Here is a 15,047-nt window from a genome sequence, read left to right as displayed (position 1 = left end):
CGTAATTCATGCAATTGGTATTTCCGGGCTTATTCCACTGCCATGTGTTCACATATGGATGCCTGGATAAAACACCTTGCCATCAATATGCGTCCCCTCATTTTGGAGTGGTCGGCGGAAGTCTTTCCTGCAATTTCTTAGTTCTTAAGCGTTTAACTCTACACTTCTACACCTTGGGCCTAGTTTTTTTAGGATTTGGCTAGGTCTGCTTGCTATGCTCTCTTTTTACGTATCCTTTCCTCATCCCTTGTTTTTGCTAATTTACTTCTGATTTTGCTACTCAATACCCTCAAAATCCTACTATATGGTACTAAGTTTCCGAGAGCCTACCTGTAACTATATTTTATCCTGAATTTACCGTAAGCTCAATAGATGATCAATATTATCAGGGAATTGACAGTAGTAGCGAAAAGCAGTATATAAGGCTGCATAGCCAGTGCAGGATTAAGAAGCGATTAACCCGTGTATCCTATAAAGGTGTACGGGTTTTATTTTATAAAAAAACCGCTTGCACTTTAGGGCAGTTATGATACAATCATAGAGTACTTTTTAAAATATGAGCAGGTAAAAGGAGCGATGATAAGTGAAATATTTTAGGTTATCCCAGGATGCTGTCAAGGCACTGGCTGATACCTACAGCACTCCCTTATTGGTGCTGTCTTTAGAACAAATTGAATTAAACTACCACCTCCTGGCGGAGAATATGCCAGATGTTAAAATATACTATGCCGTCAAAGCCAATCCGGACGAACGGATTGTCCGGAGGCTGAACGCGATCGGCGGCTATTTTGACGTCGCCTCTGACGGCGAAATGCGAATGCTGCAGGAATTGAACATTAATCCTGACCGCATGGTGTATGCCAATCCGGTAAAAACCGGCAGCGGTCTTAACGTTGCCCACGATGTCGGTGTCCATAAGTTTACCTTTGACAGTGAAAGTGAAATCGACAAAATGGCGGCAGCCGTCCCTGGCGGCACGGTTTTACTGCGTATCCGGGTGGACAATCCCCATGCCCTGGTTGATCTTAACAAGAAATTTGGCGCTCTCCCGGAGGAAGCGCTGGAACTGCTCAGTAAAGCGCAGGCGGCCGGTCTTGATGTGGCCGGGTTGTGCTTCCATGTGGGCAGTCAGTCGACAGATGATGAAGCCTATCTGGAGGCGCTTAAAATCTGCCGGCAGCTCTTCGACGCAGCTGCCAAGCGTGGCATGAACCTTCATATTTTGGATATCGGCGGCGGTTTTCCCATTCCGACACTGACCGAAGAGCCGGATGTGGCGGCCATGGCGTCCGGTATCTACAAAGCGGTTCGGCAGTTTTTTCCTGATACCGAGATCTGGGCGGAGCCGGGCCGGTACATCTGCGGTACGGCCGTTAACCTCATTACCCAGGTCATTGGCACTAAGGTGCGCAACAACCAGCAGTGGTATTTTCTCGATGACGGCTTATACGGCACGTTTTCCGGTGTTATCTTTGATCACTGGGATTTTGAACTAGAGACCTTCAAAACAGGCAAAAAGGTTCCGTCTACCTTCGCCGGGCCAAGCTGCGACTCTTTGGACATTATGTTTAGGGACAAGCCGAGCGTGCCGCTTGAAATCGGTGATTTGATTCTGGTGCCTAACTGCGGCGCCTATACGTCGGCCTCGGCAACCGTGTTCAACGGTTTTGCCAAAACCCAGACCGTTGTCTGGGAGGAAGTCTATGAAGCCATACAGGCCAAGCTTGAGCTGGCGACCGCCGGCTAAGTTCATAACTTGGCAAATAGTCAGAAGAACCCTCCGCGTTGCGGAGGGTTCTTCTATAATTATGTATTTTTCGGATCCATAATGGCAATATCGCCTTCTTCACCGGTGCGTATGCGAACCGCATTGGTGACGGGGTAGACAAAGATTTTGCCGTCGCCCATCCTGCCGGTCCGGCAGGATGTCTTTGCCGCTTCGATAACACGTTCTACCGGGACTTCGCAGACAACAATTTCGACTTTAACTTTTGGTACTAAGTTAACGGCATATTCCTGGCCGCGATAAATCTCCTTGTGCCCTTTGCTGAGGCCGCAGCCGTATACCTGCGTTACCGTCATGCCTGTTACATTAATTTTATTCATAGCTTCTTTGAGCACGTCTAGTTTTTCCGGGCGGGTAACAATATCAATTTTGGTTATTGGTCTCACATTTTTCCCTCCTGATAAAGTAGTAAAGCTATGCCAGTGTGGTTTCCTTAACAGTTACTTCTTTAGCGGCAACGCTGCTTACCGGGATGCCGAGCGGGGAGCCTGTCATGAGATCCTGATAAGCATAGCCGCGTTCGCCGTGTTCGGTAATGTCCATCCCTTGTACCTGTTGCTCGTCGTCCGCTTTAATCTGCATAACCAGACCGATCGCTTTGACAATCAGGAAGGTCATCACGGCGGCAAATACCCAGCTGGTACCCGCGCCAACAAGTTGTTTTAATACTTGCTCGGCATTACCGTAGAATAAACCGTCGGCGCCGGCGGAGTTGACTGCCGAGGATGCAAAGAAACCGGTGGCAATGGCACCAAAGGTACCGCCTACACCGTGAACGCCGAAGGCATCCAGGGAATCGTCATAACCTAATTTAATTTTGGCAACAGCTACGGAGAAGAAGCAGAGAATACCGCCCATCAACCCCATAATGAGGGCTGACGGGATAGTGACGAAGCCGGCTGCCGGCGTAATGACGACAAGGCCGGCAATGCAGCCGGAAGCAGCGCCAAGCACAGTGGGCTTGCCATGATACAGCCATTCGGCCAAAACCCAGGAAACGGTTGCTGCGGCGGCAGCTGTATGAGTGGTAACAAAAGCAATCGTAGCGGTTCCGTTGGCGCCCAGGGCACTGCCGGCATTGAAGCCGTACCAGCCGAACCAGAGGAGAGCGGCACCTAATACGGTCATTGGCAGATGATGAGGTGCCATAACTTCAGTGCCATAGCCCTTGCGTTTGCCAATCATCAGAGCAAATATCAGGCCGGATACGCCGGAAATGATGTGCACAACCGTGCCGCCGGCAAAGTCCAGGACACCATATTCGCGCAGCCAGCCGCCAACGCCCCAGACCCAGTGAGCTACAGGGTCATAAACCAGGGTGGCCCAGAGCAAAACAAAGGCAATATAGGCAGGAAACTTAACACGGCCGGCGACAGAGCCGGAAATAATAGCAGGGGTAATGATAGCAAAAACACCTTGGAAGATTACAAAAGCCAGCTGCGGGATGGTTGCGGAATAATCAGGATTGGGGTCGGCGCCGACACCGCTTAATCCAATCCAATCCAGGCTGCCGAGCAAATGGTTAATGTCCGGGCCGAAAGCAAGGGTATAACCCCAAAGCACCCATTGGACGGAAATTACACCGAGACAGATAAAACTTTGCAGGATTATGCTTAAAACATTCTTCGTCCGCTCCATACCTCCGTAGAAGAGGGCCAGGGCTGGGGTCATTATCATGACAAGGGCGGCGCAAATTAAAACAAAAGCCGTATCACCTGTATCAATTTTCGGTGGCTCGGCGGGAGCGTCGCCGTCGGCGGCCAATACTACCGGCGCCAGGAGCATTGTTAACGTTAAAAGTATACCAAGAACGGTACAGAACTTTTTCATACTAGTAGTCTCCTTCTTTACCTATGCGTATTGTATTTATGGTTATTCATGTCAGCGGCTAAATCAAATAGCGCCGGAGAAGACAAATAATTCCTGTTTTACCTTGGCGGCGGACCAGCTTCACAATCAGCACCTCCTGTAGAGAAATAAGTGAACAAAAAATGTCCTGGAGAAAATACTCCAGGACGTCATTGTCCGGATGACGGGTGAGTCAAAAGAAAAAGCGCTTTAATTAGGTCTGCGTTGGAGAAACCTTAATTAAGCGCCATTGCTTACTGTCATAATTAATATATCTATGAAGTTTTTTTCGTTATTATTAACGCGAAATACCGAACGATATAAAAATAGATAGTAGCATTATTCAATGTTTCACTGTATAACGGTAATTAATTGCTTGAATAATTTATGGATTGAATTATAACACCTTTATTTTTTAAATGCAATAGGGTTTTTTATAAAAATATTCTACTTAATAACGGTGCGAATATTATTGATAAACAGAAAATGCCGGAGGCACAGACGAGAGCATTGACAGACTTGATTGTGTTTTGCTATTATTTATTCAGAGATGTTTGTTTCTTAAATAAAAATCATAATTGAATTGCTGAACAAAGACGTTCTGCCGGGAAATTAACCAGCAGAATGTCTTTTTGGTTTTACCTGGCTGCTATTGGTCTAAAGGAATCAAAGATTGGAGGCTTTATCATGCGTCCGGATAGGATTATCATGAAGCTGAAAAAGTCGGTAGAAGAAATGGAAATCATGTTGGTGGAAAAAGCGGCGAAAGAAGCTGTTGCCGCCGGTACCGACCCGCTTGTGGCGATTAATGAGGGGCTGGCCAAAGGCATGAAAACGGTAAGCGATCTGTTTGATGAAGGCGAAGCTTTTGTGCCGCACTTATTGGTTGCGGCCGAGGCTTTTGAATCAGGGGTTGCAATTTTAACAGAGTCGATGACAAAAGAGAATAAATTGCGGGCGAAACAAGGGCGGGTTCTGATTTTTACCGTGCAGGGCGATATTCATGATATTGGCAAGAATATTGTAAAAACCATGTTGCAGGCAAGTGGGTTTCAGGTTATTGATCTCGGACGGGATGTGGCAATTGATGAAGCAATTGACAAGGCTAAAGAGTATAATGTGGATATTATTGTTGCTGCAGCGCTTATGCGTACGACAATGCCGGCCCAGCGCGAACTTATCCGGGCATTGGACGAGGCTGGTCTCCGCAAGCGGTTTAAATGCATGTTTGGCGGGTCGCCGGTTTCTGCCGAGTGGGTACGGAAAATTGGGGGCGATGCCTATGCGGAGACGGCTACGGATGCTGTTGTTAAGGCTAAAATGCTCATGACTGATATTGGGGTTGGACATGCCGCGGGTAAAGAATATCCTGCCTGACTTGACATTTTTTGAAGAAACTGATATTATACGCCTGCATGGAGTGTGCGGTTGGGTTCCTATGCTTAGCTGCATGGGGTCTATCGGGGGCAGCCCAAGGAAAGGTTGAGTTTATGCCTAGGGTAGCAGTCAAAATTGAATTAACTGATGCAGAACGGGCAGAATTAGAGAAAAATATAAAAGGACATAAAGTCGAAAAAAGACTCTATATTCGGTCCAAGATTATTCTTTTGGCGGCAGAAGGTAAGGAGTGCATCGAAATTGCCTCCATACTGGGAGTTACCGAAAAAACTTGCCGTAAATGGCGGAACCGGTTTGCGGAAAAACGGCTGGATGGCATTGTTGATTTAGAGAGAAGAGGCGCGCCTGATACTTTTACCGAGGAAGAACGCCTGGAGATTATCCGGTTAGCCTGCAGTCAGCCGGAGATACCCAAAAACTGGACATTGGCTTATTTGACGGAAAAGGCTAAGGAGAGAATTGGCCGTTCGATTTCGATTGAAACGGTACGGCAAATCTTAAAGTCGGCAGACCGTAGGGCGGTTGTTGTTGCGCCCAGCCGACACCGTCTTTATCTTAAATCCCGCAATACGTTAAATAAAGAATGAATGATGTGCTGTCACAAATTGATGGCGGCATGCAGACAAGAACACAGCGAGACTTTTTAAAGCAATGGCAGCTTGAGGACAAGAGGGCCATTGCTTTTTTACACACTGGCAATTCAAATAAATTGGGTGCGCTATAAATTGTCTTGCTCACTCTAAAGAATTCAATAATCGGCTAAAACGAAAAAGAATAAAAAGCTATTGCATTACCAATATGATGGTGCTATAATACGATTCATAGAATATCAAGTAAATAATTACCGTTATATTTTTTTAAAACACATTAAAGAAATTCTAATTTTAGCAAATTGACTATTGAATTAAACGGTACTTATTTACTGGAAAAATCAAAGGATGGAGGGGAAATTTATTCAATGAGCCAAAGTGAAATTTTAGCAAAGCTAAAAAATGCAGTGGAAGAGATGGACAGCGAGCTTGCTGAGGCAGCGGCGAAAGAAGCGATCGCTGCCGGCATCGAACCGCTTGTTGCCATTAATGACGGATTGGGAGCAGGCATGCAGACCATGAGTGATCTGTTTGATGAAGGAGAAGCCTTCGTTCCCCAGTTGGTTGTGGCAGCCGAAGCTTTTGATGCGGCAGTGGCTATTTTAAAAGAGGCCATTCCCAAAGATCAGCAGGGTAGTGCTTCCCGGGGCAAGGTGCTGTTGTTCACTGTTCAGGGAGATATCCACGACATTGGCAAAAACATTGTTAAGACCATGCTTTCGGCCAGTGGTTTTGAGGTCATTGACCTGGGCAGGGACGCCAATACCGAGGAAGTTGTCAGCAAGGCAAAAGAGTATAAAGTTGACATTATTGCCGGGGCTGCACTTATGACAACGACTATGCCGGCTCAGCGGGATATTGTATCCATATTAAAGGATGAAGGTATTCGCGACCAGTTTAAGTGTATGTTTGGCGGAGCGCCGGTATCTCCTGAATGGGTTGCCAAAATCGGCGGCGATGCTTATGCTGAAACGGCATCAGAAGCTGTTGAAAAAGCGAAAGCCTTAATGGCTCAATTACGGGGGTGAAGTAAATGGCTATTGCCAAAAAGTTGACAGTGTTTGACATCTACGAACGGGCCAAAACCGGACCGAAAGTAGAAGAGAAGGAATGGGACTTTAAAGTCATTCCGCAGACCGCAGCTAAGTTAAAGAAAAAGTATGGCATCAAGATGGACAAAAAGCAGATTATCCCCACCGACAAAGAACTGATCAACAATTTGTTCAAAGCCGGCTTGGAAATGCTGGTGGAGTGCGGTATCTACTGCATCGACACCAACCGGGTAATCAAGTATACCAAGGACGAAGTGCTGGCAGCGATTGAGTCTGCGCCAACCCGCGCCATCTATGGTGAAGGCAAAGAGGCGGTCGTAATGGCGCCGCGCAGCTATACGGACAAGAAAGCGCCGATTATTCAAGGCGGTCCAACCGGCGCGCCTTGCTCGGAAGAGCACTTTTTGGCCATCCATCAGTCCTATGCGCAGGAGCCGCTTGTCAATACTATCGTTGACGGCGTTCTGCAGACGATCAAAGGTTATGACCCGGTTCCCGGCAGCCCGCATGAAATTGCTGCCGTAAAATCAGAGGCCATTCTGGTACGGGCGGCGCAAGACAGGGCCGGACGCACCGGTATGGGGCTCTAGGGGAATGAAACATCACTTTCACCCGCAGGAGTAATCGCAGCAGATTTCCCCGGCGGTATGAGGCCTTCTGACAGCCATGAGGTATCCCAGCTCAATGAGTTGAAAATCGATGTAGGTGCATTGGTATTCACTGCTCATTATCAACTGGCCGGCGATATCATCATGTGTGAGCAGATGCCTATTTACGGCGGTTATGCCGGTGGTCTCGAAGAGACAACAATCGTGGATGTAGCCACCACCATCAATGCCTTTGTGATGACAGGGGCGACCTGGCATTTGGACGGTCCGGTTCATGTACGCTGGGGCATTACTACAGCCAGAGAGGCTCTTGCTGTAGCCGGCCACTGCGCCATGGCAATCGAGGCCAATTCCAATATGATGTTAGGCAATCAATACTATACGCTGGCAGGCCCGTGTACCGTGATGTGCCTGTTGGAAACAGCAGCTCAAGCCATTACCGATACGGCCAGCGGCCGGGAAGTGCTTTCCGGGGTAGCGGCCAGTAAAGGGGTTGCAACCAACTATACCACCGGCTTGGAAGCCAGAATGATGGCTGAGGCCGCCTGGGCGGTAGCCGGCATGGAAACTACCAAAGTGAACGAAGTTCTGGATAAACTGATTGCGACTTATGAAAAGAATTATAAAACCGCTCCCAAAGGTAAGCCCTTTGAAGAGTGCTACGATGTGGTCAAACTGGTTCCTACTCAGGAGTATTTGGATGTATATGATGAAGCCGTAAAAATTCTCACAAGTTTAGGTCTGGATTATTGGACTAAAAAATAACAGCTGGGGGGTTCCCCTGCAGGGAATGGCCCAGTCTGTTGCCGGAATTTCTCTGGAGGGGGAGTCCCCCTTACTATCTGGAGGGTGGATCGTAGAGATCGCATGGACTCTAAATTCATGCAGCCGGGTGCGACTCCCGGACTCTCCGCCATTTATGGAGTGCGTTATGGACTATACAGTTATATTTCAGCCGGCAGGCTGCCGGGGGAAGATCTCTTGCGGAAAAAGTGTATTGACTGCCGCCCGGGAATTGGGAGCCGCTATTGAGGCGCCCTGCGGCGGCGGTGAAGTGTGCGGCAAGTGCAAAGTAAGGATTGAAAATCAGACAAGTGTAACGCCGGTTACAGGAAAAGAACGGAAAACGCTGAGTGCTCAGGAGTTGGCCGATTGCTACCGGCTGGCCTGCTGCACCGAAATTTGCGGTGATGCCGTGATATTTGTGCCGCAGGAAAGCAGGGCGCTGCAGCAGGTTGTGATGGAGAACGGGATTGCACGGGATTGTGCCGTCAATCCGGCAGTGAAAAAGTATTCTGTAGAACTGAATAAGCCTACTTTGGCCGATTGCCGGGACGATTTTGCCCGGCTGAAGGCGGCATTAAAAAGCCGGTTTATTCAGCTTGACAAGCAAATGGCGATAGACTATAAGGTTCTTAGCCAACTGCCCGCTCTGTTGCGGCAAGGCGGCTGGGTTGTTACGGTCACACTGTGGCAGGACAAAGAGATTATTGCTGTTGAGCCGGGAAGGTCTGAAAAAGTCTACGGCATTGCCATCGATATCGGGACAACGACTTTAGCGGCATACTTATGTGAACTAACTTCCGGCGTGGTGGTCGCTCAGGCATCATGCATGAACAGCCAGGTTAGCTATGGCGATGACGTGCTGTCGCGGATAACGTATTGTATCAATAATGAAGGTGGACTTGCCAAGCTGCATCACGCCATTATTGCCGATATCAACAATCTCGTCGGTACCTTAACCGAAAAGGCGGCGATAACTGCGGACAATATCCAGGATATGGTACTTGTGTTTAACACAGTCATGCATCATATCACCCTGAATATCAGTCCGGAAGCGATTGGCAGCGCTCCTTTTGTTTCGGTGATAAAGGAAGCGGTTGATGTTAAGGCGCGGGAACTGGGGATTAAGATTGGCACAGGGGGTTATGTCCATTGTCTGCCGATTGAGGCTGGGTTTGTCGGCGCTGATAATGTAGCTGTGCTGATTGCGGAGCAACCCTATAAACAGGATGCTATGACGCTGATTGTGGACATCGGGACAAACGGCGAGATTGATTTTGGGAATAAAGACGGTGTACTATCCGCTTCTTGCGCAACAGGGCCGGCATTGGAAGGCGCGCAAATCAAATTTGGTATGCGGGCGGCGGCGGGCGCTATTGCCCGGATCAGTATTGATCCCGAAACGCGGGAACCCGCGCTTGCCATTATCGGAGCCACAGAAGAACAAACCAGTCCGGTGGCTGCCAGAGGCATATGCGGTTCGGGAATTATTGATGCGGTGGCGGAACTGTTTAAAGCCGGTATGATTAAGTCTGACGGCAGTTTTAATAAAAACATCCGGACGCCCCGCCTGCGCCGGGGACTGGACGGAAAATGGGAATATGTGCTGGTCTGGGCGGACGAAACCGCTATCGGTCAGGATATTGCGATTACCCAGAAAGATATCCGTGCCGTTCAGCTTGCCAAAGCGGCGCTCTACGCCGGAGCCAAAATTCTTATGCGTAAAAAAGGCGTGGAGAAAGTGGAACGCATTACGCTGGCCGGTGCTTTTGGCAGTTATATCAATAAAGAGAATGCCTTGGTTATCGGGATGATCCCGGATTGTGATCCTGCGAAAATAACCGTTGTAGGAAATGCTGCCGGGGAAGGTGCGAAACTGACTTTGTTTGACAAAGCCAAGCGGGTTGAGGCAAAGCAAACGGCGCAATTTGTCCGGTTTGTGGAAACGGCCGCAGAGCCTGAATTTCAGGAGGTTTTTTTTCAGGCCATGTATCTGCCGCATGCCAGTGACAAGTTTGTGCATATTGACCGGATACTTAACAAGATACCCGGTTGATAGCCGCCGGCTGGCAACCGGAAATTTTACGAGGAGATAGTAGCTATGAGCAAACCGATTGAATTTCAGTGCAAATGGGATACAGCCGAAGTGCTGCCGGAGATTGTATTGCATTCGGCCGGCATTGATTACCGGCAGGCGCATACCGAGCGTCAGGCCATGGCATTGGTTGCCGAGGGCAAATGTATCGTAGGAGGTGATTCAGTCTGCAGGGTTCCGTTTTGCGTGACGGTAGAGGCAGAAGCCTTTGGGGCCGAAGTAATGATCCCGGATGACGATACAGGGCCAACCATCAGAGGATACCGTTATACCTCCATGGAGCAGCTTGCGGCCTTGGATGAAATTGATTTGACTTCCGGCAGGATTAACGAAGTGCTGAACTGTATCGCTATTTTGCGGGACCGGGGCAACGTTGTTGCCGTAAACGTGGAAGGTCCTTTTACCATACTTGGTTTATTGATCGATTCGGCAGAATTGTTTAAAGGCATTTATCTTCATCGGGAAATATTGGAGCAGGCTTTGCGGGTCCTGGAAAATAGTATTGTGAAGTATGCAGAGGCTTGTGTGGCGCAAGGCGCAACCATTATATCTTACGCGGACCCGACCGGGGCGCTGGAGTTGGTCGGTCTTAAGCTGTATCGCGAATTAAGCGGTAAAAGCTCCTATAATATTCTCAAAAGGCTGGAAGAGAGGCTGGAGGGGGCACTGGTTCACCTGTGCGGGATAAGTTCTCTCAGTATGGAGCGTGCGGGTTTTTGCTCGGCTAAACCGGTAGCGGTGCCCGGAGCCAGGACGTATGGCGACAGTCTCTGCCGGGTAGCGGCCAATCAGCAAGAGATTAAGCTGGTAGGTCACAACTGTATGAAAAGTACGCCTGCCGTGCAAAAAAATCCGGTTGTATGGCAGATTGTCCTTAAGTAGGCTGGGGCACAGGGGGGATAAACATGGCGGTTACCTGGACGGAAATTCAAAGAAAACGGTTAATGGAACTGAATGCGACCGAGACGCAACGGCAAATGACGTTTGCTACGGCCAAGGAACGGGACGAGGACTTTAAACGGCAGGAATCCATCTTAATTGGCGCGGCCAAACTGCGGTTGGAGCATCTGCGCAGCGAGAAAAAACGTCCCTCACTCAGCCTGTTGGCGAGTAAGCTGGTTACTGCGCTCAACAATAACGGCTTTGTGCAAGTGACGACGCCGATTATTCTTGCCAAAAGCCTGTTGGCCAAAATGACCATAGACGAGGAGCATGAACTTTTTTCTCAGGTGTTTTGGCTTGACGACAAGAAATGCCTGCGTCCGATGCTGGCTCCCAATCTTTATTATATTTCCAAGGATTTGATGCGCCTATGGGAAAAACCGGTGCGGATTTTTGAGATAGGCTCCTGTTTTCGCAAAGAGTCGCAGGGAAATAATCACTTAAATGAATTTACCATGCTGAACTTGGTTGAATGGGGTCTGCCGGAAGAAACCCGGCATGAACGCCTGGCCGAACTGGCTGCCATTGTGATGCAGGCCGCAGCCATTGACGGCTACCGTATTGAACAAACGTCTTCTGTGGTGTATGGCGATACGCTGGATGTTATGGCCGGTGATATTGAATTGGGATCAGGTGCGATGGGGCCGCATTTTCTTGACGGCAAATGGGGTATCGTCAGTACCTGGGTCGGGATCGGTTTCGGGCTGGAACGCTTAGTCATGGTGAAAGAGGGCGGCCAAAATGTGCGCAGCACCGGGAAAAGTCTCTCCTACCTTGACGGGGTGCGGTTAAATATCTGAAGCGGCGGATAAGTCATGGCGAGAGGGAGGATGTACGATGATGAAACAATTAGAACAGATTCTTGACAAGGCGATTCAGCGCAGAACGCTTACGTCGCAAGATCTGATTTTTTTATTGCAGCTTACCCGGCCGGCGGAGCGGGAGCAATTGTTTAAGACTGCCAGAATGATGCGGCGGAAATATTTTGACAATAAAGTATTTCTCTACGGTTTTGTCTATTTTTCCACCTATTGCCGCAATGACTGTACATTTTGCTTTTATCGCAAATCCAACAGTCAATGCCGCCGCTACCGCAAATCGTCCGGGGAGATTGCCGGAATTGCCGGTGCGCTGGCTCAGTCGGGAGTTCATCTCATCGACTTGACAATGGGTGAAGATCCCCGGTACCTGTCTGATAATTGTACCGGCTATCAACAATTGATTGAGGTTGTCCGGAACGTTAAGCAGCAAACCGGGCTGCCGCTGATGATTTCGCCGGGCGTTGTGCCCAAAGAGGTCTTGCGGCAACTGCAGCAGGCTGGAGCCGACTGGTATGCCTGCTATCAGGAGACGCACAACCGGGAATTATACGGCAGACTGCGGCTTAATCAGGCTTATGATGAGCGGTGGTCGGTTAAAGTATTTGCCAAAACAATTGGCATGCTGGTGGAAGAGGGGCTGCTTGTCGGCGTGGGCGACGGCGTGCTGGATGCAGTCCATTCTTTGCAGGAAATGAGCCGGCTTGGCGCCGACCAGGTGCGGACGATGACCTTTGTACCGCAGCCGGGAACACCGTTGTATGCTGCGGCAGCCGTTGACACACAATATGAGCTTAATGTGATTGCGGTTCTGCGCCTATTGTTTCCGGACCGCTTGATTCCGGCTTCCCTGGATGTGGAAGGCATTCACGGATTAAAAGGGCGGCTTAACGCCGGTGCTAATGTCGTTACTTCCATTATTCCGCCGGACGCCGGTCTGGCAGGAGTATCGCAAAGCACGCTGGATATTTCCGAAGGGTACCGGACGGTGCGGGGAGTGACCCCTATCTTACGGGAATGCGGTCTAAAGCCGGCTACCCGGCAAGAGTACGGCGTATGGCTTAAGCGGCGGCAAGGTTATGGTCTTAAGGAGGGGGCTGTATGCGAGTAGCGGTATTGGGCGGCAAGCTGCAGGGGGTTGAGGCCTGCTATCTGGCCAAAAAGGCAGGCTGGCAAGTAGCGCTTGTTGACAGAAATCCGGCTGCGCCGGCGGTCGGGTTGTGCGATGATTTTTATTCCTTTGATCTTATGCAGAACGACTGCCTGCTTGCCCTCTTTAGCAAAGTGCAGTTCGTTGTACCGGCGTTAGAAGATAAGGCTGTGCTTGACAATATTTTAAACTGCGCGCGGCAAGCCGGCGTAAAGCTGGTGTATGACCAACAGGCGTATGCGCTTTCGGCCTCCAAGCTGGCGTCAGATCAATTGTTTGCCGCCATGAATGTGCCGGCGCCAAGGCCCTGGCCGTTATGCGAATTGCCGGTCACGGTAAAGCCGTCAGGCGCCAGCGGCAGCGAAAATGTGTATTTGGTCAGCACCGGCCGGGAATTGGAAAACTTGCGGCAACAGACCGGCGGGCTTAAGGAATGGGTGGTTCAGGAGTTTTTGGAAGGTCCTTCGTACTCGCTGGAGGTTGTTGGCTGCAACGGCCAATACCGGGTGCTGCAGGTCACAGAACTCGGCATGGATGAGGGGTATGACTGTAAACGGGTTGGGGCGCCGGCGCCGCTGCCGGCGGCAAAAGAGCAGGAGTTCTGTGAAATTGCCTTAGCCCTTGCCCAAAAATTACAGTTGGAAGGGATTATGGATGTCGAGGCTATTTATCATAAAGGTTTATTTAAAGTTTTGGAGATTGATGCCAGACTGCCGAGTCAGACGCTGACCGCGGTTTACAACTCTTCCGGGATAAACGCATTAGAAGTCTTGTGGTCCGGGTTAAATCCAACGGGCGGCAGCCATTTGACGAGGAAAATCCAGGGAGTTATTTACGAACATATCAGGGTGACGCCGCAGCGGCTTGAAGTCTGCGGCGAACATATCATGGCTTCGGCCGGTCACTTAACTTTATATCCGGACTTTTTCGGCGCCGATGAGGCGTTATCCAACTATCGTCCCGGCAAGTCCGAATGGGTAGCCACGCTGATTGTCAAGGACGGGAATCGGCGAAAAGCCTGGCAGAAACGCTGCCGTGTCATTAATTCCATTATGTGCTATGCGCAGCTAAGTGAGTGCTATGATGCCGAGCCGCCGCTGCCTGCGGGGCGAGGGACGGAAAAAACTGTACGGCTGGAAAGCTGGGGGTGAGGATTTGACAAGGCTGCGGGAAGAAGACATCTGTCTGGTTGGCGAGCGTCTAAGCGGTTATGATTCGCATTTGCTTAAAATTACGGGAAGCGGTTTGGCGGGTATTGCCGCCCATTCTCTGGGAAAAACGCCCAATGATTTTGTCAGTGCCCAGCGTACCGTATCTGTCGGGGTTATTCCGGTTACCTACGGACAAGGCATAATTAGCGGCTTTTCGGAAACTGTGAGAGATATTATTGCATTTTTAGGATTTGCCGCTTTCGTTACCCGGGAGCCGAACCTGGGCGGTTTGGCGGAGGCGGTAGGCGGTGGGGCGAAAATTGTTTTTTTGGCCGATGACGATAATTTTATCGCTCTGAATGTGGCGAGCGGCAAGGTGAGCGACAACGGGGAAGCTACCGGACGCGGTTATGCCGCTGCCTTGGAACTCATGGCCGGCGGCCTGCGGGAGAAAAAGGTGCTTATTATCGGCGCAGGACCGGTTGGCTGCGGGGCAGCCCGCTATCTTACGGCGCAGGGAGCGAAGGTTTTGGTTCATGATTGCGATGAAAGCAAAATGGAGCAGCTTAAGTGCCTTATTCCTGAGATACGGACTGGCAAACCGGGCATGACGCTGCCATGCTGCCAATTTATAGTTGAAGCCACGCCGGCGGAAAACACCGTCACCGCGGATTATATTACCGCCGATACCTGTGTGGCTGCTCCGGGGATACCGCTGGGGCTTAACCGGGAGTGCCGGGAACGGCTTGCAGATAGATTGATCCACGATGTTTTAGAAATTGGAGTCGCTACCATGCTATTTACTGCATTAGCCAAGTAATGTCAA

The 15,047-nt window shown here is 49.9% G+C and carries 13 protein-coding genes and 1 pseudogene; 12 read left to right on the top strand and 2 right to left on the bottom strand.

Going from position 1 to position 15,047, the window contains the following annotated elements; translation table 11 throughout:
- Positions 1 to 583: 583 nt before the first annotated feature.
- Positions 584 to 1,747 carry a type III PLP-dependent enzyme gene (locus tag BLR65_RS25480; protein ID WP_093797131.1) on the top strand — a complete coding sequence of 388 codons (1,164 nt, stop codon included), beginning with the start codon at positions 584 to 586 and terminating at the stop codon, positions 1,745 to 1,747.
- A 59-nt stretch (positions 1,748 to 1,806) separates the two neighbouring features.
- On the opposite strand, the gene BLR65_RS25475 is transcribed toward BLR65_RS25480, so the two are convergent.
- Entirely contained in the window at positions 1,807 to 2,172 is a 366-nt protein-coding gene (locus BLR65_RS25475) for a P-II family nitrogen regulator (RefSeq protein WP_093797129.1), read from the bottom strand.
- A 28-nt stretch (positions 2,173 to 2,200) separates the two neighbouring features.
- A complete protein-coding gene (locus tag BLR65_RS25470) occupies positions 2,201 to 3,616 on the bottom strand; it encodes an ammonium transporter (RefSeq protein WP_093797127.1) in 1,416 nt (471 codons plus the stop codon).
- Between the two features lie 705 nt (positions 3,617 to 4,321).
- Here BLR65_RS25470 and BLR65_RS25465 point away from each other — a divergent pair.
- The 11 genes and pseudogenes from BLR65_RS25465 (at position 4,322) to pylD (ending at position 15,041) form a co-directional block, all read left to right on the top strand.
- Positions 4,322 to 5,011: a corrinoid protein gene (locus tag BLR65_RS25465; RefSeq protein ID WP_093797125.1), complete on the top strand. Its 690-nt coding sequence runs from the start codon at positions 4,322 to 4,324 to the stop codon at positions 5,009 to 5,011.
- A gap of 113 nt (positions 5,012 to 5,124) precedes the next feature.
- On the top strand, positions 5,125 to 5,619 hold the full coding sequence (locus BLR65_RS25460; RefSeq protein ID WP_169716696.1) for a helix-turn-helix domain-containing protein: 495 nt from the start codon (positions 5,125 to 5,127) through the stop codon (positions 5,617 to 5,619).
- Positions 5,616 to 5,756, top strand: a complete 141-nt coding sequence (locus tag BLR65_RS30150) for a hypothetical protein (RefSeq protein WP_176772807.1) — start codon at positions 5,616 to 5,618, stop codon at positions 5,754 to 5,756. The genes BLR65_RS25460 and BLR65_RS30150 overlap by 4 nt, the downstream gene beginning before the upstream one ends.
- Positions 5,757 to 5,990: 234 nt before the next feature.
- Positions 5,991 to 6,650, top strand: coding sequence for a corrinoid protein (locus tag BLR65_RS25455; RefSeq protein WP_093797121.1), 660 nt, complete (start codon positions 5,991 to 5,993; stop codon positions 6,648 to 6,650).
- A gap of 5 nt (positions 6,651 to 6,655) precedes the next feature.
- Positions 6,656 to 8,047: pseudogene (locus BLR65_RS31120) on the top strand (monomethylamine:corrinoid methyltransferase).
- 166 nt (positions 8,048 to 8,213) lie between these two features.
- Positions 8,214 to 10,121, top strand: coding sequence for an ASKHA domain-containing protein (locus BLR65_RS25445; protein ID WP_093797119.1), 1,908 nt, complete (start codon positions 8,214 to 8,216; stop codon positions 10,119 to 10,121).
- Positions 10,122 to 10,166: 45 nt separating this feature from the next.
- A complete protein-coding gene (locus BLR65_RS25440) occupies positions 10,167 to 11,042 on the top strand; it encodes a uroporphyrinogen decarboxylase family protein (RefSeq protein WP_093797117.1) in 876 nt (291 codons plus the stop codon).
- Positions 11,043 to 11,065: 23 nt separating this feature from the next.
- Positions 11,066 to 11,902 (top strand): pyrrolysine--tRNA(Pyl) ligase large subunit, encoded by an 837-nt coding sequence (gene pylSc / locus BLR65_RS25435; protein WP_093797115.1) that lies wholly within the window; start codon positions 11,066 to 11,068, stop codon positions 11,900 to 11,902.
- Between the two features lie 37 nt (positions 11,903 to 11,939).
- A complete protein-coding gene (gene pylB, locus BLR65_RS25430) occupies positions 11,940 to 13,031 on the top strand; it encodes a methylornithine synthase PylB (protein WP_093797113.1) in 1,092 nt (363 codons plus the stop codon).
- A complete protein-coding gene (pylC, locus tag BLR65_RS25425) occupies positions 13,022 to 14,221 on the top strand; it encodes a 3-methylornithine--L-lysine ligase PylC (protein ID WP_093797111.1) in 1,200 nt (399 codons plus the stop codon). Before pylB ends, pylC begins: the two co-directional genes overlap by 10 nt.
- 4 nt (positions 14,222 to 14,225) lie before the next feature.
- Positions 14,226 to 15,041: a 3-methylornithyl-N6-L-lysine dehydrogenase PylD gene (gene pylD, locus BLR65_RS25420; RefSeq protein WP_093797109.1), complete on the top strand. Its 816-nt coding sequence runs from the start codon at positions 14,226 to 14,228 to the stop codon at positions 15,039 to 15,041.
- Positions 15,042 to 15,047 lie beyond the last annotated feature (6 nt).

Origin of the sequence: Sporomusa acidovorans (assembly GCF_900101845.1) — a bacterium.
Lineage (GTDB): Bacteria > Bacillota > Negativicutes > Sporomusales > Sporomusaceae > Sporomusa > Sporomusa acidovorans.
The sequence above is the reverse complement of the archived record's forward strand: the minus strand, read 5'-3'. Positions and strand labels throughout refer to the sequence as shown.

What these genes read in the sequence shown, in the direction of transcription:
- BLR65_RS25470 (WP_093797127.1), bottom strand. Translation starts at nt 3,616, where the DNA reads ATGAAAAAGTTCTGTACCGTTCTTGGTATACTTTTAACGTTAACAATG.
- BLR65_RS25465 (WP_093797125.1), top strand. Translation starts at nt 4,322, where the DNA reads ATGCGTCCGGATAGGATTATCATGAAGCTGAAAAAGTCGGTAGAAGAA.
- BLR65_RS25460 (WP_169716696.1), top strand. Translation starts at nt 5,125, where the DNA reads ATGCCTAGGGTAGCAGTCAAAATTGAATTAACTGATGCAGAACGGGCA.
- BLR65_RS30150 (WP_176772807.1), top strand. Translation starts at nt 5,616, where the DNA reads ATGAATGATGTGCTGTCACAAATTGATGGCGGCATGCAGACAAGAACA.
- BLR65_RS25455 (WP_093797121.1), top strand. Translation starts at nt 5,991, where the DNA reads ATGAGCCAAAGTGAAATTTTAGCAAAGCTAAAAAATGCAGTGGAAGAG.
- BLR65_RS25445 (WP_093797119.1), top strand. Translation starts at nt 8,214, where the DNA reads ATGGACTATACAGTTATATTTCAGCCGGCAGGCTGCCGGGGGAAGATC.
- BLR65_RS25440 (WP_093797117.1), top strand. Translation starts at nt 10,167, where the DNA reads ATGAGCAAACCGATTGAATTTCAGTGCAAATGGGATACAGCCGAAGTG.
- pylSc (WP_093797115.1), top strand. Translation starts at nt 11,066, where the DNA reads ATGGCGGTTACCTGGACGGAAATTCAAAGAAAACGGTTAATGGAACTG.
- pylB (WP_093797113.1), top strand. Translation starts at nt 11,940, where the DNA reads ATGATGAAACAATTAGAACAGATTCTTGACAAGGCGATTCAGCGCAGA.
- pylC (WP_093797111.1), top strand. Translation starts at nt 13,022, where the DNA reads ATGCGAGTAGCGGTATTGGGCGGCAAGCTGCAGGGGGTTGAGGCCTGC.